Source organism: Lentzea rhizosphaerae (genome assembly GCF_042649515.1).
Taxonomy (GTDB): Bacteria; Actinomycetota; Actinomycetes; order Mycobacteriales; family Pseudonocardiaceae; genus Lentzea; species Lentzea aerocolonigenes.
The window spans coordinates 88,341-112,866 of the sequence record NZ_JBHRZI010000010.1 but is presented as its reverse complement, the minus strand read 5'-3'; the positions used below and the strand labels follow the sequence as shown (position 1 = coordinate 112,866).

General features: G+C 73.1%; 5 protein-coding genes. All 5 read left to right on the top strand.

What is annotated here, in order from left to right:
• Nucleotides 1-10: 10 nt before the first annotated feature.
• From ACFOWZ_RS06860 to ACFOWZ_RS06840, 5 genes are read left to right on the top strand one after another with little or no spacing between them, the layout of a single operon-like run.
• Nucleotides 11-220 (top strand): MbtH family protein, encoded by a 210-nt coding sequence (locus ACFOWZ_RS06860; RefSeq protein ID WP_382370288.1) that lies wholly within the window; start codon nt 11-13, stop codon nt 218-220.
• 31 nt (nt 221-251) lie between these two features.
• A complete protein-coding gene (locus ACFOWZ_RS06855; protein ID WP_382370286.1) occupies nt 252-4,985 on the top strand; it encodes an amino acid adenylation domain-containing protein in 4,734 nt (1,577 codons plus the stop codon).
• On the top strand, nt 4,982-17,278 hold the full coding sequence (locus tag ACFOWZ_RS06850) for a non-ribosomal peptide synthetase (RefSeq protein WP_382370284.1): 12,297 nt from the start codon (nt 4,982-4,984) through the stop codon (nt 17,276-17,278). The genes ACFOWZ_RS06855 and ACFOWZ_RS06850 overlap by 4 nt, the downstream gene beginning before the upstream one ends.
• On the top strand, nt 17,275-24,147 hold the full coding sequence (locus ACFOWZ_RS06845) for an amino acid adenylation domain-containing protein (protein ID WP_382370282.1): 6,873 nt from the start codon (nt 17,275-17,277) through the stop codon (nt 24,145-24,147). Before ACFOWZ_RS06850 ends, ACFOWZ_RS06845 begins: the two co-directional genes overlap by 4 nt.
• Nucleotides 24,144-24,515 carry a nuclear transport factor 2 family protein gene (locus tag ACFOWZ_RS06840; protein WP_382370280.1) on the top strand — a complete coding sequence of 124 codons (372 nt, stop codon included), beginning with the start codon at nt 24,144-24,146 and terminating at the stop codon, nt 24,513-24,515. Before ACFOWZ_RS06845 ends, ACFOWZ_RS06840 begins: the two co-directional genes overlap by 4 nt.
• Nucleotides 24,516-24,526 lie beyond the last annotated feature (11 nt).

Here is a 24,526-nt window from a genome sequence, read left to right as displayed (position 1 = left end):
GAGACGAGCCATGTCCACCAACCCGTTCGAGGACGCCGACGGCGTGTACCTGGTGCTGGTCAACGAGGAGAACCAGCACTCCCTGTGGCCGCAGCGCATTCCCGTGCCCGAGGGCTGGACGCGGACCTTCGGCCCGGACGGCCGCGACGCCTGCCTCGCGTACGTGGAGGAGCACTGGACGGACCTGCGTCCGGCCAGCCTCATCGCCTCGCTGTCCTGACCTCTCTCCGACCTGCCCAGGGGGTGCCACCGTGCTCGACGATCTCCAGACCCTGCCGTCCGCGGTAGACCGGGCCGTGCGCTCGGCACCGGACGCTCCCGCCGTCGAGTGCGACGGCGCGGTGCTGACGTACGCCGAGCTCGACGCCAGGGCCGGCCGCCTGGCCGCCGCCCTGACCGGCAGGGGTGTCGGGCCGGAGGACGTGGTGGCGGTCGCGCTGCCGCGCTCGGCCGAACTGGTCGTCGCGCTGCTCGCGATCGTCCGGGCGGGGGCGGCGTACCTGCCGCTCGATCCCGACTACCCGGCCGAGCGGACCGCGCACGTGGTCGAGGTGGCGCGCCCGTCGCTCACGCTCGGCCTCGACGAGGTGGCGCTGTGGTCGGCGGAGGGGGACGGCCCGGCTGCTCTCACGCCCCCGCTGCCCGACCACCCCGCCTACGTCATGTTCACCTCGGGCACCACCAACAAGCCCAAGGGCGTGGTGATCACCCACCGCGGCATCCTGCGGCGGATGACCGACGTCCAGGCCCGCTACCGCCTGGCGCCGGGTGACCGCGTGCTGCAGAAGACGCCGTCGGGGTTCGACCCGTCCGTCATCGAGGTCTTCCTGACCCTGGCCGCCGGGGCGACGCTCGTCATGGCCCGTCCCGGTGGCCACCGGGACCCCGCGTACCTCGCGAGGACCGTGCGCGCCGAGCGGATCACGATGATCCGGTTCGTCGCGTCGATGATCCCGTTGTTCCTGGACGAGTACCTGCGCGACGGCGCCGACGGCCCGTTGCGGCTCGTGGCATCGGAGGGCGAGGGGCTGCCGATCGCGGTCGCGGACCGCTTCCGGGAGAGCCTCGACGTGGTGCTCTACAACGAGTACGGGCCGACCGAGGTCTCCGTGGGCGTCACGTGCCTGCCGTGCCGGGAGGTCGAGGGCGGCGGGCTCGTGCCGATCGGCCGTCCCACCGCCGGCGCGGGCATCCGGGTGCTGGACGCGCGGTTGCGGCCGGTGCCGGACGGAGAGGTCGGTGAGCTGTACCTGACCGGCGTCCAGCTCGCCCGCGGCTACCTCGGGCGGCCGGGAGAGACGGCGGTGCGGTTCGTCGCCGACCCCTTCGGGGCGCCGGGCGAGCGCATGTACCGCACCGGTGACCTGGGCCGCGTGCGACCGGACGGGGACCTGGACTTCGCCGGGCGCACCGACGACCAGGTGAAGATCCGCGGCTTTCGGATCGAACCCGCCGAGGTGGCGGGCGCCGTCGCGGCGCACCCGCGGATCGGGCAGGCTGCGGTGACCGTCCTGACCACCCCGGCGGGGGAGAAGACGCTGGTGGCGTACGCGGTGGCGGACGGTCCGGCGCCGGCGGAGGCCGAGGTGCGCGAGCACTGCGCGTCGATCCTGCCCGCCTACATGGTGCCGTCGGACGTGGTGTTCCTCGACGCGTTGCCGTTGACCCCCAACGGGAAGCTCGATCGACGAGCGTTGCCGGCGCCGGTGCGCGAACGCGTGCCGCTGGGCGGGCCGCCGCGAGATCCGGCGGAGGAGATCGTCTGCGCGTTGTTCGCCGAGGTGCTCGGGGTCTCGCCGATCGGGGTGGACGACGACTTCTTCGCGCTGGGCGGGCACTCTCTCGCGGCGGCACGGCTGGTCGGCAGGCTGCGGGCGGTCGCGGGGGTCGAGGTGCCCGCGCCGGCGGTGTTCGAGGCGTCCACGCCGTCCGCGCTCGCGGCCGTCGCGGCGACGGCCGGTGCCGCGCGATCCGGTCCGCTTCCGGTGGCGCATCCCGCACGTCCCGCGCTCTCGGCGGCACAGCGGCGGATGTGGTTCGTGCAGCAGTCCGATCGCGGTCCCGCCTACAACGTGCCGATGGCCCTGCGTCTGCGTGGCCCGCTGGACGTCCGTGCGTTGACGGCGGCGCTGAACGACGTCGTCGCGCGGCACGAGCCGTTGCGCACGATCTTCCCGGTTCTCGACGACGAGCCGTACCAACGAGTTCTCGACGCGGTCGACGTTCGACTGTCCACACCGGACGTCACGCGGCCGTTCGACCTGGAGACCGAGATCCCCGTCCGGGCGGGGCTGGTCGCCGAGGGTGAGGACGAGCACCTGCTGGTCCTGGTCGTGCACCACATCGCGGTGGACGGGTGGTCGATCACGCCGCTGTGGCGCGATCTGGCCCACGCCTACGCCGCGCGGGTCTCCGGCCGTGCGCCGCGGTGGGCCTCGTTGCCGGTGCGGTACCTCGACTTCACGGCCTGGCACCGGGACCTGCTGGTCCCGCAGGACGACCTGCTGGCGTTCTGGAAGGCCGAGCTCGCGGGCATGCCCGAGGAGATCGCGCTGCCCGCGGACCGGTCCGTGCGGTCGGCAGGTGTCCGCGAGGCGGGCGCGATCGACTTCCACGTGGACTCGGCGGCGCACGGTGCGCTGACGGCCCTGGCCCGCGAGTCGAGGGCGACGGTGTTCATGGTGCTGCGCGCCGCGCTCGCCGGGCTGCTGTCGCGGCTCGGGGCGGGCGAGGACGTGCCGGTCGGCGGAATCGTCGCCGGGCGCGGGCACGAGTCGCTGGCGGACCTGGTCGGGTGTTTCGTGAACACCCTGGTGCTGCGGACCGACGTGTCGGGTGAGCCCACGTTCCGGGAGCTGCTGGCCAGGGTGCGGGAACAGGACGGCCGCGTGCACCTGCACGGCGAGCTGCCGTTCGACCGGCTGGTGGAGGAGGTGCAGCCGGCGAGGGCCCAGGGACTGCACCCGCTGTGCCAGACGTTGCTCGTGCTCCAGCCGCCCTCGGTCGTGCCGGACTTCCCCGGACTGTCCTGTGAGGACGTGCCGGTGCAGGTCGACGCGGCCAAGGCGGACCTGGTGTTCGACCTCACCGAGGACGACGGGCTGCGCGGCACCCTCAAGTACGCCAAGGACCTGTTCGACGACACCACGGCCCGTGCACTGGCAGGCCGGATGGTTCGTCTCCTGGAGGCGGTCGCGGTTGCTCCGGACACGCCCGTGGCGGAGATCGACCTGCTGCTGCCCGGTGAGGGCGCGGCCGGATCCACTCCGCATCCGTGTGCGGCGGCGACCCTGCACGACGTCATCGCCCAGAACGCCGCCCGTGCGCCACACGCCACCGCGCTGGTCTGTGGAGAGTCCACACTGGACTACGCGGAGCTCGACCGGTGGGCCAACCACGTCGCCCACCGGCTGGTCGCGGAGGGCGTCCGGCGCGGTGACGTGGTCGGTGTCCGCCTCGAACGCGGCATTCCGCTCGTCGTGGCGATCCTGGCGGTGCTCAAGGCCGGGGCCGCCTACACGGTCCTCGACGTCGCGTTCCCCGCCGCCCGGCTGGAGGCCGTGACCGCGCTCGCCGGCGTCCGCACGGTCGTCACGACGGTGCCGGAGGGATCGGCCGACGCCCCGCCCGAGGTGACGGTGACACCGGCGGACTCGGCGTGCGTGATGTTCACGTCCGGCTCGACCGGCCGGCCCAAGGGCGTGCTGACCCCGCACGGCGCGTTGACCGGCACCCTGACCGGGCAGGACTACGTCTCGTTCGGTGCGGACGAGATCTGGCTGCAGTGCTCGCCCGTGTCGTGGGACGCGTTCGCGCTGGAACTGTTCGGCGCCCTGCTGTCCGGTGCGACCTGCGTGCTGCAGCCCGGCCAGTCACCGGAGCCCGAACGGATCGCGGAGCTGATCGCCGCACAGGGCATCACGACCGTGCACGTGTCGGCGAGCCTGCTGAACTACCTGCTCGACGAGCACCCGGACGCGTTCACCGGCGTGCGGCAGGTGATGACCGGCGGCGAGGCGGCTTCCCCGGCACACGTGCGGAAGGCGTTGATCCGCCACCCGGACCTGCGCCTGGTCAACGGCTACTCGCCGGTCGAGAACACGATTTTCACGCTCTGCCACAGGATCGCCGTCTCCGACACCGGGCTGCGCAGCGTCCCGGTGGGCCGGGTGCTGGCGGGCAAGCAGGTGCACGTGCTGGACCGGTGGTTGCGGCCGGTGCCACCGGGTACGCCCGGTGAGCTCTACATGGCAGGCGACGGGCTGGCGCACGGCTACCTCGGGCAGGGCGGCGCGACGGCCCAGCGGTTCGTCGCGAACCCGTTCGGCGGCGGGCGGATGTACCGCACGGGCGACCTGGTGCGCCAGGGCGCGGACGGGGTCGTCGAGTTCCTCGGCCGCGCGGACGACCAGGTGAAGATCCGCGGCTTCCGGGTCGAACCGGGCGAGGTGCGGGCGGTGCTCGCGGACCACCCGGACGTCCGGCAGGTGGAGGTCGTGGTGCGGGAGGACCGGCCCGGCGACAAGCGGCTCGTCGCGTACGTGGTCGGTAGTGCCCGCGGTGTGCGCGACCACGCCCGTGCGCGGCTGCCCGAGCACCTCGTGCCGTCGGCCATCGTGGTGCTGGACGCGTTGCCCCGCACCGACACCGGCAAGCTCGACCGCCGCGCGCTCCCCGCACCCGAGACCGTCGTCGTGGAGGGCCGTGCCCCGCGCACCGCGAACGAACGGGCGCTGTGCTCGCTGTTCGCCGAAGTCCTGGGCGTGCCGTCGGTGTCCATCGACGACGACTTCTTCCGGTTGGGCGGCCACTCGCTGCTGGTGATGCGGCTGCTCGGCCGGATTCGCCGGGAACTGCACGCCGAACTGTCCGTCGCGACCGTGTTCGACGGACCGACCGTGGCCGACCTGGCCGACCGACTCGTCCTCGCGAAGAAGGCCAGACCCGCTCTGCGGGCGCGGGCCAGGCAAAAGGAGACGTTGTGATCCCCCTGTCCTTCGCCCAGCGCCGGCTGTGGCTGCTGCACCGCCTCGACCCGGCGGGCGCGCTCTACAACGCCACGTACACGCTGTGCCTGCGCGGCCCGCTCGACGTGGACGCGCTGGAGTCCGCCCTGGCGGACGTGGCGTTCCGGCACGAGACGCTGCGCACCGTCTTCCCGGACGTCGACGGCGAGCCGCACCAGCTCGTGCTCGACACGGTTCCGGTGCTGCACAAGGTTTCCACGGCTGACGTGCAGGAAGCGATGGTCGAGGCCTCCGCCTGGGAGTTCGACCTCGCCGCCGAACACCCGTGGCGCCCCAGCCTGTTCCGGGTCTCCGACCAGGACCACGTGCTGCTCTTCGTGATGCACCACATCGCCACGGACGGCTGGTCGTGGGGACCGCTCACCCGTGACCTCGCCACCGCCTACGCCGCGCGTCTCGAAGGCCGGGAGCCGGACTGGGAGCCGCTGCCCGTCCAGTACGCCGACTACACGGTGTGGCAGCAGGAGGTGCTCGGCTCGGCCGACGACCCGGACAGCGAGCTCGCGGGCCAGCTCGCCTTCTGGCGCGACACCCTCGCCGGCCTCCCCGAGCAGATCACCCTGCCCACCGACCACCCCCGCCCGGCGGCGGCGACCCACCGCGGCGCGGCCGTCGAGGTCGTGGTGGACGCCGAGGTGAGCGCACGGCTCTCGGACCTGGCTTCGCGGACCGGCTCGACCCTGTTCATGGTGCTGCAGGCCGGTCTGACCGGACTGCTCTCGCGGCTCGGCGCGGGCACGGACATCCCGCTGGGCACGGCCGTCGCCGGCCGGACCGACGAGGCGCTGGACGACCTGGTGGGGTTCTTCGTGAACACCCTCGTCCTGCGCACCGACCTCACCGGCGACCCGACGTTCCGCGACCTCGTCGGGCGGGTCCGCACGACGGACCTCGCCGCCTACGCGAACCAGGATCTGCCCTTCGAACGACTCGTGGAGGAGCTCAACCCGGAGCGCTCGAGGTCGCGGCACCCGCTGTTCCAGACCATGCTCGTCCTGCAGAACGCCCCGGACGACGCGTCGCAGTTCGCGGGCCTGGCGGTGGAGACCGGCTCGGTCGAGTTGCACCCGGCCAAGTTCGACCTGACCTTCGACCTGACCGAGTCGGTCGATGGTGTGCGCGGCTGGCTCACCTACGCACTCGACCTGTGGGACGAACCGTCCGCCGCCCTGCTCGCACGCCGGTTCACAGCGCTGCTGAGCGCGTGGTCCGCGAGCCCTGACGTGCCGCTGTCGCAGGTGGGTGTGCTGCTCGACGAGGAGCTGGAGGCGTTGGCGCGGTGGAACGACACCGCCGTCGACTACCCGCGCTCGCGGACTTTGGTGGAGTTGTTCGAGGAGCGCGTCGACGCGGATCCCGCGTCCGTGGCGGTCGTGTTCGAGGGCGTGGAGGTGTGCGCGGGCGAACTGGATGCGCGGGCGAACCAGATCGCGCACCGGCTGATCGGGCGTGGGGTCGGCCGCGGGGACCTGGTCGGAGTGCTGGTGCGGCGGTCGCCCGAGTTCGTGGCGGCGATCCTCGGGGTGCTGAAGGCCGGGGCGGCCTATGTGCCGCTGGACCCCGGGCATCCGGACGACCGGATCGCTTCGGTGGCCGGGCAGGCGGGGCTGGACCTGGTGGTCACGGACGACCCGGAGCGGGTGGCCCGCGTGGCGCCGGGTGCCGAGTCGGCGGTGCGGACCAGCGTCGCTGCCGGTCCCGGCACCGAACCCACCACCCGTCCCTCCGTCCCCCTCACCGCCGACGACGTGGCCTGCGTGCTGTTCACCTCCGGCTCCTCGGGCGTGCCCAAGGGCGCCATGTCCTCCCACCGCGCCACGGTCCGCACGTTCTTCGGCCAGTCCTATGTGGACTTCGGCGGCACGTGGCTGCAGTCCGCCCCCGTCTCCTGGGACGGCCTGAGCCTCGAGATGTGGCCACCCCTGCTGCACGGCGGAACCTGCGTGCTCGCCCCCGGCCAGGTGCCCGACCCCGCGGTGATCGCGCGGCTCGTCGCCGAGCACGAGATCGGCACGCTGTGGATGTCGGCCGGGCTGTTCGCGGCCGTGCTCGACACGCACCCCGAGGTCTTCCAGGTCGTCCGGCAGGTGATGACCGGCGGCGAGAGCCCCTCGGTCGCGCACCTCGCCCGTGTGGTGCGGGAGTTCCCGGACGTGCGGCTGGTGCACGGGTACGGGCCGGTGGAGAGCATGGTGTTCGTCACCACGCACCAGGTCACCGAGGTCGACGGGCCGGTGCCGGTGGGCGCGCCGATCGCGAACACGTCCGTGCACCTGCTCGACGGTGACCTCGCCCCGGTGCCGCCCGGTGTGGCGGCGGAGATCTACCTCGGCGGGGACGGGCTCGCGCACGGGTACCTGAACCGCGCCGGCACCACGGCCGAGCGGTTCGTGGCGTGCGCCGGTGGGCAGCGGGTGTACCGCACCGGTGACGTGGGGCGGTGGCGGGCGGACGGGACCGTCGAGTTCCTCGGGCGAGCCGACGACCAGGTCAAGATCCGGGGCTACCGGGTCGAGCCCGGTGAGGTCGAGGCGGCTCTGCTGGGTCATCCCGGTGTCGAGCGGGCCGCGGTCGAGGTGCGGGCGGACGGGACCACCGGCAAGCGGCTCGTCGCCTACGTCGTGGGCGACGCGGACGGGCTGAGGGAGCACCTCGCGCAGCGGCTGCCCGACTACATGGTGCCGGCGGCCGTGGTGGTGCTGGACGCGTTCCCGTTGACGCCCAACGGGAAGCTCGACCGGCGTGCGCTGCCAGAGCCCGAACGCGCCCAGAGCCGCGGGCGGGCACCGCGGACCGCGCGGCAGGAGGTCCTCACCGGGATCTTCGCGGACCTCCTCGGCGTGCCGGAGGTCGCGCTGGACGACGACTTCTTCGCGCTCGGCGGGCACTCGCTGCTCGCGGCTCGGCTGGTCGCGAAGGCGCGCACCGCGTTCGGCGTGGAGATGGCGCTCCGGGACGTGTTCGACCGGCCGACGCCCGCGGCGCTCGACGCGTTGCTCGACTCGCTCGGCACCGCACGGGAAGCCGTGGCGCCGAGGACTCGCCCGCAACGGTTGCCGCTGTCCCACGCGCAACGCAGGCTGTGGCTGCTCGAGGACGTGCACGGCCCCAGCGCCGCCTACAACGTGCCGATCGCCCTGCGCATCAACGGAGAGCTGGACCGGGACGCGCTGCGCGTCGCCCTGGTCGACCTCGTGGAGCGCCACGAGCCGCTGCGCACGGTCTTCCCGGACCACGACGGCGAGCCGTACCAGGTCGCGCTGCCCGCGGACGTCGACCTCCTGCCGCTCGACCCCGCGAAGCTGGAGGAGGCCGCGACCCGGCCGTTCGACGTGCGCACCGAACCGCCGCTGCGCGCGTACCTCGCGGAGGAAGAGCCCGACCAGTACGTGCTGCTGCTCGTTCTGCACCACATCGCCGCGGACGGCTGGTCTGTCGCGCCACTGCTGCGTGACTTGTCCACGGCCTACGCGGCGCGACGAGAACACGCGGCGCCGCAGTGGAAAGCCCTGCCCGTCGAGTACGCCGACCACGTGCTGTGGCAGCACGACCAGGACTTCGGCGACCAGCTCGGCCACTGGTGCACGGCACTGGCCGGTCTGCCGGACGAGGCGAGCCTGCCCGCCGACCACCTGCGGCCCGCCACCCCCAGCCGGCGTGGAGGCGTGGTCACCGCGCGCGCCGGTGCTGACGTGGCCGGGCTCGCGCGGGCCGCCCAGGCGACGCAGGCGATGGTCGTGCAGGCCGCGTTCGCCGCGCTGCTGTCCCGCCTCGGCGCGGGCACCGACGTGCCGGTGGGCGTGCCCGTCGCGGGCCGCGGGGACGAGGCACTCGACGACCTCGTCGGGCTCTTCGTCAACACCGTGGTGCTGCGCAACGACGTTTCCGGCGACCCGACGTTCCGCGAGCTGCTCGACCGCGTGCGGGAGACGGGCCTGGCCGGGTACGCGAACGCCGACGTGCCGTTCGACCGCGTCGTCGAGGAGCTGAACCCGGCCCGCACGCTGGCGAGGCACCCGCTCTTCCAGGTCATGGTGGTGCTGCAGAACAACGCCGAGGGCGAGGTGGTCTTCCCCGGCTGCGCCACCGAGACCCTCGACGTGCAGCGGCACACCGCCAAGTTCGACCTGACGCTCACCCTGCACGAGACCGACGGCGGCCTGACCTGCCACCTGGAGTACGCGACCGACCTGTTCGATCACCGCACCGCAACCGCGCTGCTCGACCGCTACGTCCGCTTCCTCGACGCCGTGGCCGCGAACCCGGACGCCCGTCTGTCCGAAGTGGACCTGATGACGCTCGAGGAGCGGCGCAGGATCGCGGTCGAGTGGAACGACACCGGCACCACCGACACCGGCACCACCGACACCGGCGAGTGCCTGCACGAGATCTTCACCCGCCACGCCCGCGCGACCCCGGACGCGACCGCGCTGATCCACGAGACCGGCCGCACCACCTACGCGGAACTGGACGCCCACGCGAACCGGCTCGCCCGGCACGTCGACGCCGACGCGGGCGCGCTGGTGGCGATCTGCCTGCCACGGGGACCAGAGCTCGTCGCGGCCGTGCTCGCGGTGCTCAAACTCGGTGCCGCCTACGTGCTGCTCGATCCCGACCACCCCGTGGAGCGCCTCGCGACCCTGCTGGTCCAGGCGCGCCCCGCGGTGACGGTCGTGAACGGGCCGTCGCTGCTCGCCGAACGTCTGGCACGCCAGGCCGGTCCCGTCGTCGAAGGCCCGTCGTACCTGCCGAGCCGGCTGGTCGACATCGGCGGCGCCGCCCACCAGAGCGCGGAACCCCTGCACCGCCCGGTGCACCCGGACGCCGCCATGTGCGTGATGTTCACGTCGGGCTCGACCGGCAGGCCCAAGGGCGTGCAGACCTCGCACCGCGCCGTCGTCGCCACCCTCACCGGCCAGGACTACGTGGAGTTCGGCGCGGACGAGGTGTGGCTGCAGTGCGCACCGGTCTCCTGGGACGCCTTCGCGCTCGAACTGTTCGGCCCGCTGCTCTCGGGCGCGGCCTGCGTGCTGCAACCCGGCCAGTCACCGGAACCCGCGCGGATCGCCGAGCTGGTCACCGAGCACGCGATCACGACCGTGCACCTGTCCGCGAGCCTGCTCAACTTCGTGCTCGACGAGTACCCGGACGCGCTCGCCGGCGTCCGCCAGGTGATGACCGGCGGCGAGGCAGCTTCCAAGGAGCACGTGCGCACGTTGCTGGAACGCCACCCCGGCGTGCGGCTCGTCAACGGCTACTCGCCGCTCGAGAACACCATCTTCACGCTGTGCCACCGGATCCTGCCCGAGGACTCGGCACGCCGCAGCATCCCGGTCGGCCGCCCGCTGAAGGGCAAGCGGGTCCACGTGCTGGACGAGCACCTGCGGCTGGTCCCGCCGGGCACGCCCGGTGAGCTCTACATGGCGGGCGACGGCCTCGCACACGGCTACCTCGGCCAGGGCGCCGCCACCGCGGAACGGTTCGTGGCGTGCCCGTTCGGCGGCCGCATGTACCGCACCGGCGACCTGGTGCGCCAGGACGCCGACGGCGTCGTCGAGTTCCTCGGCCGCGCGGACGACCAGGTGAAGATCCGCGGCTTCCGGGTGGAGCCCGCCGAGGTCTCCGCCGTGCTGAACGCCCACGAGGACGTCCGGCAGGCCGAGGTCGTGGTGCTCGCCGGCCCGCGGCTCGTCGCCTACGTCGTGGGCGCCGCCGATCCGGCCGCACTGCGCGCCTTCGCCGCCACCAGGCTGCCCGAGCACCTCGTGCCCTCGGCGTTCGTGGTGCTCGACGAACTGCCTCGCACCGCGAACGGCAAGCTCGACCGGGCCGCGCTGCCCGTTCCCGAGATCACCACCGCTGCGGGCGCCGCCGCGAGGACGCCGCGCCAGCAGATCCTCTGCGGCATCTTCGCCGGCCTGCTGGGCCTGCCCGAGGTGTCGCCGGACGACGACTTCTTCGCGCTGGGCGGGCATTCGCTGCTGGTCGCACGGCTCGTCGGCAGGGTGCGGTCGGTGCTGGGCGTGGAGCTCGCGATGCGCGAGGTCTTCCGCACGCCGACCGTGCGCGGCCTGGACGCCCGCGTCGACTCCCTCGCGCAGGCACGCCCGTCCGTGCGGGCAGGGCAGCGACCGGCGCGGCTGCCGCTCTCGGCCGCCCAGCGGCGCCTGTGGTTCCTGAACCGCATGCAGGGCGAGGGAACGACCTACCACGTGCCGATCGCCCGGCGGCTGCGCGGACCGCTCGACACCGCCGCGTTGCAGGCGGCGCTCGGTGACGTGCTCGCCCGCCACGAGGTGCTGCGCACGGTCTTCCCGGACACCGGCGGCGTGCCCGAGCAGGTCGTGCTGCCCGACACCGAGGTGGCGCTGGACCTGATCCGCTGCGACACGGCCGAACTGGACGACCTGCTCGCGGCCGAGTCGGCCAGGGAGTTCGACCTCGCGACCGACCTGCCGTTGCGGGCCAACCTGTTCCGTCTGTCCGAAGAGGACAACGTCCTGCTGGTGGTCATGCACCACATCGTCACCGACGGCTGGTCGTGGGGACCGCTTCTGCGCGACCTCGGCCACGCCTACGACGCCCGCAGGGCCGGAGTGGAACCGGACCTGCCGCCGCTCGCCGTGCAGTACGCGGACTACGCGCTGTGGCAGCGGGACCTCGACATCAGCGGGCAGGTCGAGCACTGGCGCACGGCGCTCGCCGGCCTGCCGGAGGAGATCGCGCTGCCCGCCGACCGGCCGCGGCCGGAGACCCCGAGCCACCGCGGCGAACAGCTGGCCGTGCGGCTCGATGCCGAGGTGCACCGCCGCCTGCTCACCATCGCCCGAGAGTGCGACGCGACGTTGTTCATGGTCGTGCAGGCCGCGCTGGCGCTGATGCTGTCGCGGCTCGGCGCGGGCACGGACATCCCGCTGGGCACCGCGGTGGCGGGCCGCACCGACGAGGCGCTGGACGACCTGGTCGGGTTCTTCGTCAACACCCTGGTGCTGCGGACCGACCTGGCGGGCGATCCCACGTTCCGCGAGCTGGTCGGCCGGGTCCGCGAGACCGACCTGGCCGCGTACGCGAACCAGGACGTGCCCTTCGACCAGGTCGTCGAGGAACTGAACCCGGTCCGCTCCCCGGCGCGGCACCCGTTGTTCCAGGTGTTCGTCACGGTCGGGTCCGCGGCACCGGCCGCCGAACTGTCCGGACTGGACGGTGAGGAGGTGGACATCGCGGTCACCGCCGCGAAGTTCGACCTCGCGCTGATGCTGACCGAGACCGCGGACGACGACGGCCCGTCCGGCATCACCGGCACGCTGGAGTACGCGGCGGACCTGTTCGACCGCGCCACGGCCGAGACCCTGATCGAGCGGTTCGAACGAGTGGCCGCCGACCTCGACCCGGAGGTACGGGTCTCCCAGGCGGAGCTGCTGTCCGCCGGGGAACGCGAGGCCCTGACCCGGTGGAACCGCACGACCGCCGACTACCCGCGCGACCGGTCACTGGTCGGCCTCTTCGAGGAGCAGGCCGAACTCCAGCCCGACGCGGTGGCGCTCGTCTTCGGCGAGGAACGGGTCACGTTCGCCGGGCTCGACGCGTGGGCGAACCAGGTGGCGCACAAGGTCCTCGAACACGGCGTCGGCCGCGGCGACCTCGTCGGTGTGCTGGTCGAGCGGTCGCCGGCGTTCGTCGCCGCGCTGCTGGGCGTGCTCAAGACCGGCGCGGCCTACGTGCCGCTCGACCCGACGCACCCGGTGGCGCGCGTCGTCGACGAAGCAGGACTGGACCTGGTGGTCAGCCACCCGTCCGTCGCGGGCCTGCTGCCCGGCCACCTGGACGTGGTCCGCGTGGACGACGTCGAGGGCGAATCCACGACCAGGCCGGGATTCCCGGTCGGCGGCGACGACGTGGCGTGCGTGATGTTCACGTCCGGCTCGTCGGGCGTGCCGAAGGGCGTCGTCACGACCCACCGCGCGGCCGTGCGGATGTTCTTCGGGCAGGAGTTCGCCTCGCCAGGAGGGACCTGGCTGCAGGTGGCGCCCGTGGCGTGGGACGCGGCGGCGTACGAGCTGTGGCAGCCGCTGGTGCACGGCACGACGTGCGTGCTCGCTCCAGGGCAGGTGCCCGAGCCGGCGCTGATCGCAGAGCAGGTCGCCCGGCACGGCGTCACCAGGATGTTCCTGTCGGCGGGCCTGTTCGCCGCGCTGGTCGACACCCACCCCGAGGTGTTCGGGCACCTGCACGAGGTCAGCACCGGCGGCGACACCGCGTCGCTCGAGCACCTGGCCCGCGTCCGGCGCGACTGCCCGGACCTGCGGCTGGTGCACGCGTACGGTCCCGTGGAGAGCATGGTCTTCGCGACCACGCACCAGATCACCGAGTTGGACGGCCCGGTGCCCATCGGCGCGCCGATCAGCCACACCACCGTGCACGTCCTGGACGACGACCTGAACCCGGTACCGCCCGGTGTCGCGGGGGAGATCTACGTCGGGGGCGACGGGCTCGCCCTCGGCTACCTCGGCCGGCCGGGCGCGACCGCCGAACGGTTCGTCGCCTGTGCGGGCGGGCGCCTGTACCGGACCGGTGACCTCGGCCGGTGGACCGCGGACGGGGTCGTCGAGTTCCTCGGCCGCGCCGACGACCAGGTCAAGATCCGCGGCTACCGGGTCGAGCCCGGCGAGATCGAGGCGGCGCTGACGCGGCACGACCGGATCGCCCGCGCGGTCGTGGTCGTGCAGGACGAACCGGTGATCGGCAAGCGCCTCGTCGCGTACGTCGTGCCGGTGGCGGGGGAGCACGTCACCCCCGAGCAGGCCCGCGAGCACGTCGGCGCGTTGCTGCCCGCGTTCATGGTCCCCGCGGTCGTGACGGTGCTGGACGAGCTCCCGCTGACCCAGAACGGCAAGCTCGACCGCGGGGCGCTGCCCGCGCCGGTCGTGGCGGTGGGCGGTGGTGCGCCCCGCAACGCCCGCCAGGAGGTGCTCTGCGGGATCTTCGCCGACCTGCTCGGCACGCCGAAGGTGGGCGTGCACGACGACTTCTTCGCTCTCGGCGGGCACTCGCTGCTCGCCGCCCGGCTGGTGGCGCGCGTCCGCGTCGCGTTCGACACCGAGATCGCGCTGCGCGAGGTGTTCGACGCGCCGACCGTCGCCGCGCTGGAGGCCCGCCTCGACACCGGACGCCGTGCCAGGGAACGGGTCACGCCCGCCGAACGGCCGGTCGAGCTGCCCGTGTCCTCGGCGCAGCAACGGTTGTGGACGGTCGAACAGGTCCAGCAACCCGGCGCCGCCTACCACGTGCCGATCGCCCTGCGCCTGACCGGAGACCTCGACGTGCCCGCCCTGCGTGCCGCGTTCGACGACGTGGTGGGCCGGCACGAGGCTCTGCGCACGGTGTTCCGCCAGCGCGACGGCGTGGTGCACCAGGAGGTGCTGCCGGTGGCGGTCGACTTCGCCGAGTCGCTGGGCACCGTCGAGGAAGAGTCTCGACGGCCGTTCGACCTCGCCACGAGTCCCTTGCGGGTCAGGCTGTTCCGCACCGGCGATCGCGAGCACGTGCTCCTCGTCGTGGTGCACCACATCGCGGCCGACGGCTGGTCGATGCGGCCACTGCTGACCGGCCTCGCCGAGGCGTACGCGGCCCGCGTCGACCGTCAGGCTCCACAGTGGACGCCACTGCCGGTCCAGTACGCGGACTACGCCCTGTGGCAGCAGCGCAACCCCGGTGACGAGCAGCTCGCCCACTGGCGCGAGGCCCTCGCCGGGCTGCCGGAGGAGGCGACCCTGCCGACCGACCGGCCCCGTCCCGGCAGGCCCTCGCACCAGGGCGACGTCGTGCCGTTCACCGTCGGCGCGGACCTGCACCGCGACCTCACCGCGCTGGCCCGCACGTCCGGCGTCACCTCGTTCATGCTGCTGCGCGCCGCGTTCGCCGCCCTGCTCTCCCGGCTCGGTGCGGGCACGGACGTCCCGCTCGGCACGCCGGTCGCGGGGCGGTCCGACGAGGCGCTCGACGACCTGGTCGGGTTCTTCGTCAACACCCTGGTGCTGCGGACCGACCTGTCCGGCGACCCGACGTTCGCCGAACTGCTCGACCGGGTCCGCGAGCACGACCTCGCCGCCTACGACCACCAGGACCTGCCGTTCGAACGGCTGGTGGAGGAGCTGAACCCGGCCCGCACCACGGCCAGGCACCCGCTGTTCCAGGTGATGGTCGTGCTGCAGAACAACGCCGAGGGCGAGCTCACCCTGCCGGGCCTGGAGGTCGAGGCGCTGCGCACGGACACCGGTGCGGCGAAGTTCGACCTCACGCTCGGCCTGCGGGAGTCGTTCGCCGAGGACGGCACACCCGCCGGCCTGGTCGGTGAGCTGGAGTACGCCACCGAGCTGTACGAGCGCGCCACGGCCGAGGCGGTCGTGACCAGGCTGGTCCGGTTGCTGACCGCGGTCGCCGATGATCCCGGCACACCTCTGTCCACAGTGGACGTCATGGACGCGGACGAGCTCCACACCGTGACGATCGGCTGGAACTCGTCCGGCGAGAGCCCGCACCGCGACGCCACCCTGCCGCGGCTCATGACCGGACGGCCGGACGCCGTGGCACTGGTCGACGACCACGAGACCGTCACCTACGCCGAACTGCACGCCCGCGCGAACCGGCTCGCCCGGCGGCTGGTGGCGCAGGGCGCCGACATCGGGGACACGGTCGCGCTGTGCCTGCCGCGCGGCGTGGACCTCGTCGTCGCGATCCTCGCCGTGCTCAAGGCAGGCGCCGCGTACGTCCTGCTCGACCCGGACCACCCCGCCGACCGCAGGCAGGCGTTGCTCGACCAGGCAGGACCGGTGTTCGTGCTGGAGGACGCCGAGGGCGGCCACCACGCGTCCGACGACTTCGCCCGCGCGTTCACCGCGGACAGCCCGGCGTGCGTCATGTTCACCTCGGGCTCCACGGGACTGCCCAAGGGCGTCGTCGTGTCACACCGGGCGCTGGTCACGACGCTGACCGGCCAGGACTACGTGAGCTTCAGCCCGGACTCGGTCTGGCTGCAGTGCTCACCGGTGTCCTGGGACGCGTTCGCCCTGGAGCTCTTCGGCCCCCTGCTCTCCGGCGCGACCTGCGTGCTGCAACCCGGACAGACCCCGGAGCCGGCGCAGATCGCACGGCTGGTCGCACGGCACGGCGTCACCTCGCTGCACGTGTCGGCCAGCCTCCTCAACTTCCTCGTCGACGAGGCGCCCGAGGTGTTCGACGGCGTCCGCGAGGTGATGACGGGCGGCGAACCCGCCTCGATCCCGCACCTGCGGACGTTGCTCGACCGGCATCCCTTCCTGCGGGTCGTGAACGGCTACTCACCGCTCGAGAACACCATCTTCACGCTGTGCCACACCGTCGAGCTCCGCGACCTGGAGCGGGTGAGCGTGCCGGTGGGCCGGCCGATCACCGGCAAGCGGGTGTTCGTGCTCGACCGCCGGCTGCGGCCGGTTCCGCCGGGTACCCCCGGTGAGCTGTACATGGCGGGGGACGGTCTCGCGCACGGTTACCTGGGTCAGACTCCTGTCACGGCGCAACGGTTCGTCGCCAACCCGCACGGCGCACCGGGCGAGCGGATGTACCGCACGGGAGACCTGGTCCGCCAGGACCGCGACGGCGTGGTGCACTTCCTCGGTCGCGCCGACGAGCAGGTCAAGATCCGCGGCTTCCGGGTCGAGCCCGGCGAGGTGCGGGCCGTGCTCGCCGGTCATCCCGGCGTGCGGCAGGCCGAGGTGGTCGTCCGCGAGGACACCCCCGGAGACAAGCGGCTCGTCGCGTACGTGGTCGGTGAGGTGGACGGCCTGCGGGAGTTCGCCGCGCGGCAGCTGCCCGACTACCTCGTGCCGGCCGCGGTCGTCGCGCTGCAGTCGTTGCCGCGCACGCCGAACGGGAAGCTCGACCGCGCCGCGCTGCCCGCCCCGGACGTGCGGAGCGTCGCCGGTCGTGCGCCGCGCACCCCGCACGAAGAGGTGCTCTGCGGTCTGTTCGCCGAGCTGCTGAACGCGCCAGAGGTGACCGCCGACGACGACTTCTTCGCGCTGGGCGGCCATTCGATCCTGGTGATGCGCCTGGTGAGCCGCGTGCGGTCGGTCTTCGGCGCGGAACTGGCCGTGCGCACCGTGTTCGAGAACCCGACGGTCGCGGGCCTGGCCGCCCAGCTGCCGGTGGCCGCCTCCCGTCCCGCTCCGAGGCCCGTGCTGCGGGCCCGTCCGAGGTCCAAGGAGACGTTGTGATCCCCCTGTCGTTCGCCCAGCAACGGCTGTGGTTCCTCGATCGGCACGAGGGCACCGGCGCCGCCTACAACATCCCGATCGCCGTCCGCCTGCACGGCACGCTCGACACCGAGGCCCTGGAGCGCGCGCTCACCGACGTGGTCCTGCGGCACGAGGCGTTGCGCACCACGTTCCCGAGCCGGGACGGCCTGCCGCACCAGGAGATCCTGGACGACGCGAAGGTCGTGCTCGCCGCGCTCGAACCCGGCGATCCGGCCGCGCTGCGCCGGGCGGCGCGTGAGGCCTTCGACCTCGCCGCCGAGCCGCCGTTGCGCACCCACCTGCTCCGGGAGGGACCGCTCGACCACGTGCTGCTGCTGGTGATGCACCACATCGTCAGCGACGGCTGGTCGCTCGGGCCGTTGCTGCGCGACCTCGCGGCCGCGTACACGGCGCGGGTGGCGGGGGAGGAGCCGGACTGGGAGCCGTTGCCGGTCCAGTACGCGGACTACACGTTGTGGCAGCAGGACCTGCTCGGTTCCCCCGACGACCCGGCGAGTCTGATCAGCGCCCAGGTGGCGCACTGGCGGACGAGACTCACCGGGCTGCCGGAGGAGATCGCGTTGCCGATCGACCGTCCGCGTGACGCGGACACCGGCACCGCGGGCAGGGCGGTCAGCGCCGTGCTGGACGCCGGTACGGCACGAGGACTCGCCGCCCTGGCGGAGGAGTCCGGCGCGACGCTGTTCATGGTCGCCCAGGCCGCTTTCGCCGCGTTGCTCGCCCGCAGCGGTTCCGGTGAGGACGTCCCGATCGGCACGGTCGTCACCGGCAGGGGCGAGGAGGCACTGGAAGACCTGGTCGGGTTCTTCGTCAACACCCTGGTGCTGCGGGTGGACCTGTCCGGCGACCCGTCGTTCCGCGCGCTGCTCGCCAGGGTGCGCGAGGAGTCGCTGGACGCCTACGGGAACCAGGACGTGCCGTTCGACCGCCTGGTGGAGGAGCTGAACCCGGTGCGCGCACCGGGCAGGCACCCGCTGTTCCAGGTGATGGTGCTGGCCGGGTCCGACGACGCGGCGAGCCTCGCGCTGCCCGGCCTCACCGCCACCGTCGAGCCGATGGGGCAGGGCGAGGTGAAGTTCGACCTCACCCTGTCGCTGAACGAGGGCCGCGACGGCGTGAAGTGCTCGCTGGAGTACCTCACCGGCCTGTTCGACGACGCGACCGCCGAGATGCTGCTGGCACGCCTGGTCCGGCTGCTGGACCAGGCCGCCGCCGACCCGGACCGGTCGTTGTGGGACCTCGACGTGCTGTCCGCAGAGGAACGCGCGGCGGTGCTGTCGACGACGGAGACGCCGGCGCCCGCTCTGCCGGTGCACCGGCTGTTCAGCCGGCAGGCCGCGCGCACCCCGCACGCCGTGGCGCTCGTGTCGGGTGACGCGGAGGTGAGCTACGCGTCGCTGGACGCCGAGTCCGAGGCCCTCGCCGGTTTCCTGGTGTCGCAGGGAGTCCGGCGCGGCGACATCGTCGGAGTCCACATCGGACGCGGCGTGGACATGGCGACCGCGTTGCTCGCCGTGCTGAAGGCGGGCGGCGCCTACCTGATGCTCGACGTCGACTTCCCGGCCGCGCGGCTCGCGTCGATGGTCGCGTCGCTGCCGGTGCGGCTCGTGCTGACCGACCGGCCGTTCGACGCCGACGTGCCGGTGATCGAGCTGGACCACGTGCGGCCGATGCCGTTCCGGGCACCGGACACCGGCCCGGACGACCTGGCGTGCGTCATGTTCACCTCCGGCTCCACCGGTGCCGCGAAGGCCGCCGCCGCACCGCACCGAGCGCTGACCGGCACGCTCGTCGGCCAGCGGTACGCGGGGTTCGGTTCCGGCGAGGTGTGGCTGCAGTGCGCCTCGGTGTCGTGGGACGCCTTCGCCACCCAGCTGCTCGGGCCGTTGCTCGCGGGCGGGACGTCCGTGCTGTACCCCGGTCAGCGGCCGGAACCCGCCGTTGTCGCCCAGCTCGTGGTGCGCCACGGCGTGACCGTGCTGGACGCGTCGGCGAGCCTGTTCAACCACCTCTGGGACACCAGTCCGGAGATCTTCTCCGGACTGCGCTGGGCGCTGACCGGCGGCGAGGCGGCGTCCGCCGCCCACGTGCGGTCGGTGCTGGCCGCCGTGCCGGGCATCGGTGTGGTCAACGGCTACGGGCCGGTCGAGAGCATGGGGTTCACCACCTCGTTCACCGTGCCTTCCGGCTGGGACGGGGCCGTGGTGCCGATCGGAACCCCGTTGCAGGGCAAGAGCGCCCTGGTGCTGGACCACCGAATGGCGCTCGTGCCGGTCGGCGCGGTGGGGGAGTTGTACGTCGGCGGAGAAGGCCTGGCGCACGGCTACCTCGGGCGGCCGGGGCTGACCGCCGAACGGTTCGTGGCCTCGCCGTTCGCGGCCGGGGCCAGGCTGTACCGCACCGGAGACCTGGTCCGCCGCCGCGCCGACGGCACGTTGACCTACCTCGGCCGCGCCGACGACCAGGTGAAGATCCGCGGTTTCCGGGTGGAGCCCGCCGAGATCGAGGCGGTGCTCACCTCCCACCCGGACGTGACGGCTGCGGCGGTCGTGGCCCGTGAGGACGTGGACGGCAGGAGACTCGTCGCCTACGTCGTCGGTGCCGCCGGGAACCTCCGGGCGCACGTGGCGGAGCGGCTGCCCGACCACATGGTGCCCGCCGCGTTCGTGGAGCTCGACGAGTTCCCCCTGACTCCCAACGGGAAGCTGGACCGCCGCGCGTTGCCGGCGCCGACCTGGACCGCGGGTGGCTCGCAGCCCCGCACTCCCCGCCAGGAGATCCTGTGCGGGCTGTTCGCCAAGGTGCTCGGACTCCCGGCGGTCGGCCTCGACGACGGGTTCTTCGACCTCGGCGGGCACTCGCTGCTCGCGGCCAGGCTGCTCGCCTCGATCCGCACGGTGTTCGGCGTCGAGCTCGGCATCCGCGTGCTGTTCCGCGACCCCACGCCCCGCGGCCTCGACGGTCACCTGGACGGCGGGCCCGCGGTGCGTGCCGCGGTTCGTCCAGGACAACGGCCGGACCGGGTGCCGCTGTCCTCGGCCCAGCTCGGTGTCCGGCTCGCGATGGAGGTCGCGGACCACGCCTACACCGCGCCGCACGCGTTGCGGTTGCGGGGAGAACTCGACCTGGCGGCGCTGCGCGCCGCGCTGCTCGACGTGGTGGACCGGCACGAGGCGCTGCGGACGGTGTTCCCCGAGGACGACCAGGGCTGGCACCAGGTCGTGCGGCCGGCGGACGAGCTGGTGTTCGAGGTCGAGGACTGCACCGAGGCCTCGCTGGACGACACCCTGACCGCACTGGTGGCGCGGCCGTTCGACCTCGCGGCGGAGTTCCCGTTGCGCGTCCACGTGTTGCGCGTCGATGCCCGCGATCACGTGTTGCTGCTGGCGCTGCACCACATCGCCACGGACGGCTGGTCGACGGGCGTGCTGCTGCGCGACCTCGCTTCGGCCTACCGCGCCCGCGTCACCGGCACGGCACCGGACTGGCGGCCGTTGCCGATCCAGTACCCGGACCACACCCTGCGGCAGGAGACCTCGTTCGACGACTCGCTCGAGTTCTGGGCGTCCAGCCTGGAGGGCATCCCGGACGAGCTGCGCCTCCCCGTCGACCGCCCGCGTCCGGTGGTGTCGGAGAACATCGGCGACGAGGTCCGCGCGCACGTCGGACCGTCCACCCACCAGGGCCTGGTCGCGTTGGCACGCGCCAACAACGCGACGGTGTTCATGGCGCTGCACGCGGCCGTGGCCACGTTGCTCTCGAAGCTGGGCGCGGGCACGGACATCGTGCTCGGCACCGTCGTCGCCGGCCGCGGCCCCGAGGACCTGGACGACCTCGTCGGGCTCTTCGTGAACACGCTCGCGCTGCGCGTCGACCTGTCCGGCGATCCGGACTTCGCCACGGTCCTGCACCGCGTCCGCGAAGCCGACCTGGCCGCGTACGCGCACCAGGACGTGCCGTTCGACCGCGTCGTCGAGCGGGTCAACCCGGAGCGGTCGAGCGCCCGGCACCCGCTGTTCCAGGTGTCGCTCGCCCTGCAGGACGGTGTGGACGGCGTCGAGGACGACTCGCTCGGCCTGCCCGGCGTGGACGTGAGCACGGTCCGGACCACCACCGGCGGCGCGAAGCTCGACCTGTCGCTGGGCTTCGGGCAGAGCGACACCGGACTGCAGGTGGTCCTCGAGTACGCCGTCGACCTGTGGGACCGGGCCGGCGCCGAGACGCTGCTGGCCCGTCTCGTCCGTCTGATCGAGACGGTCGTCGCCGACCCCTCGGCGCCGTTGAGCCGGATCGAGGTGCTGACCGACGCCGAGCGGGACACCGTGCTGCACCGCTGGAACGACACGGCCGTCGACCACGACGTGACCCGGCCGGTGCACGAGCAGGTCGCCGAGGTCGCGCGCCGCACCCCGGACGCGCCCGCGGTCGTGGCGCACGACGGCGTGCTCACCTACCGGGAGCTGGACGAGCGGGCCAACCGGCTCGCACACCACCTGATCGCGCTCGGCGCTCGGCGCGGCACCGTGGTCGGCGTCTGCACGGACCGCGACAGCAGCAGCATCCTGGCGTTGCTGGCGGTGCTGAAGAGCGGGGCGGCGTACCTGCCGGTCGACACCACCTACCCGCCGGAACGGCTGCGCTACATGCTCGCCGACGCCGGGGCGCCCGTGGTGGTGACGCAGCGGCGGTTCGCGCACCTCGTGGAGTCGAGCGACGCGGCGAAGGTGGTGCTGGACGCGGAGGTTGTGGACGGCGGCCCGGTGAGCGCACCGGCCGTCACCACCCACCCCCGCGACGCCGCCTACGTCATCTACACCTCGGGCTCCACCGGCCGCCCCAAGGGCGTCGTCGTCGAGCACCGCGCCTTCGCCTACCAGACGGCCTGGCTCGTCCCCGCCCTCGGACTCGTCCCGTCCGACCGCTCCAGTCACCTGTCCGCCCAGGGCTTCGACGCGGCGGTGGCGGAGATCTGGCCCACCCTCGTCTCCGGTGCGGCTCTGCACCTGCCCGCCCAGCACGTGCTGGAGGACACCGAGGCGCTGGCCGAGTGGATCAGGGACAGCCGCATCACCGTCTCCTCCCTCGCCACACCGCGGCTGGAGGCGATGCTCGACGAGCCGGCGCTGGCCGCCTCCGAGGTGCGCGTCCTGCACACGGGCGGCGACGCGCTGCGCCGCCGCCCGTCCGCCGGCATGCCGTTCGAGCTGTACAACACCTACGGCCCAACGGAATGCACGGTGAACTCGACGTGCGGCCTGGTGTTGCCCGGTGCGGACGCCGACCTGCCCGACATCGGCACGCCGATCGACAACTACCGCGCCTACGTGCTCGACGACGACCTGCGGCCGGTGCCGCCCGGTGTGGTCGGCGAGCTCTACATCGGCGGCGAAGGACTGGCCCGCGGGTACCTGGGCAGGTCCGCGCTGACCGCGACCCGGTTCGTCGCCTCGCCGCGGGGCCGGATGTACCGGACCGGCGACCTGGTGCGCTGGCTGCCGGACGGCCGGCTCGCCTTCCACGGTCGTGCCGACCAGCAGGTGCAGCTGCGCGGCCTGCGCATCGAGACCGGTGAGATCGAGGCGGCGCTGTGCGCGCTGCCGGAGGTCGCGCAGGCGGCGGTGATCGTGCGGGACGAGCGGCTGGTCGCGTACCTCGTCGCGCCGGACGGCCTGGACGCGGCGGCGACCAAGCGGGCGCTCGCCGAGTTCCTGCCGCGGTACATGGTGCCCGAGGCGTTCGTCGTGCTGCCCGCGTTGCCGTTGACCCCCAACGAGAAGCTCGACCGCAGGGCCCTGCCGGCGCCGGAGGTCGTGACCGTCGAGGCACGTCCGCCCGCGACTGTGCTGGAGGCGACGCTCTGCGCGTTGTTCGCGGAGGTGCTCGGCCGCGACCAGGTCGGCCCGGACGACGGGTTCTTCGACCTCGGTGGCCACTCGCTGCTGGCGGCCAAACTGGTCAGCAGGATTCGCGCGGAACTGGGGGTGCGGCCGGACCTGCGGCTGCTCTTCGACGCCCCGAGCCCGGCGGCACTGGCCGAGCAGCTGGGCACGTCCGCGGCGGGTGATCCGCTGGGTGCGCTGATCCCGTTGCGCACCGGCGGCGACCTCGCACCGTTGTTCTGCGTCCACCCCGGCGCGGGCATCGGCTGGGAGTACTTCGGCCTGCTGCCGCACCTCGACCCGCGCCGCCCGGTGTACGCGCTGCAGGCGCGCGGCCTGACGGACCCGTCGTCCATGCCCGGCAGCGTCGCGGAGATGGCCGCCGACTACGCGGACCTGGTCAGGAGCGTCCAGCCGGACGGCCCCTACCACCTGCTCGGCTGGTCGTTCGGCGCGGTCGTCGCGCACGAGATGGCCGCACAGCTGGAGGACGTCGGTCTGCTGGCCCTGCTCGACGGCTACCCCGAGACCGGCGACCACCCGGAGGTCTCGCCGGACGACCCGGACCTGCTGACCCCGTTGCTCGCCTCCCTCGGCTACGAGGCCGAGGTCGCCTCCCGCGCGGAGTTCGACGAGGTGATCCGCGACCAGGCCGGTCCGCTCGCGGCCTTCAGCGGCGCCGCGCTGCCCGAGGTGTTCGCGGCCAACGTCAATCTCCACAACCGGCACGAGCCGTCACTGCTCACCGCCGACGCGCTCGTCTTCGAGGCCACGCAGGGCAAGTCCCCGTCCGACCCCACCCCGGCCTCGTGGCTGCCGCACCTCGGCGGCCACGTCGAGGTCCACCCCGTGCACAGCACCCACGGCGGCATGACCGCCCGGCAATCCCTGGCGTCCATCGGCGCCGTCCTGTCCGCTCACCTGTCCAGCGAGGAGTCCCGCCCATGACCGCCATCCTGAACACCGGCCACGTCACCTCCGTCCACCGCTACTACGAGCTCGTCGACGCGGGCGACGTGGCGGGCCTGGTCAACATGTTCAGCCCGGACGCCACCTACCGCCGCCCCGGTTACGCACCGATGGTCGGCCACGACGAGATGACCGCCTTCTACGGTGGCGCGCGCGTCATCCGCGAGGGCCGCCACACCATCGACAAGGTCGTGGAGAGCACGGAGGAGGTCGCGGTCTACGGCACGTTCGCCGGCGTCCTGCACGACGGCAGCAACGTGGATCTGAGGTTCTCCGACTTCTTCGAGTTCACCGACGACGGACGGTTCGCACGCCGCGACACGTTCTTCTTCGCTCCGCTGGTCTGAACTCCCCAGGC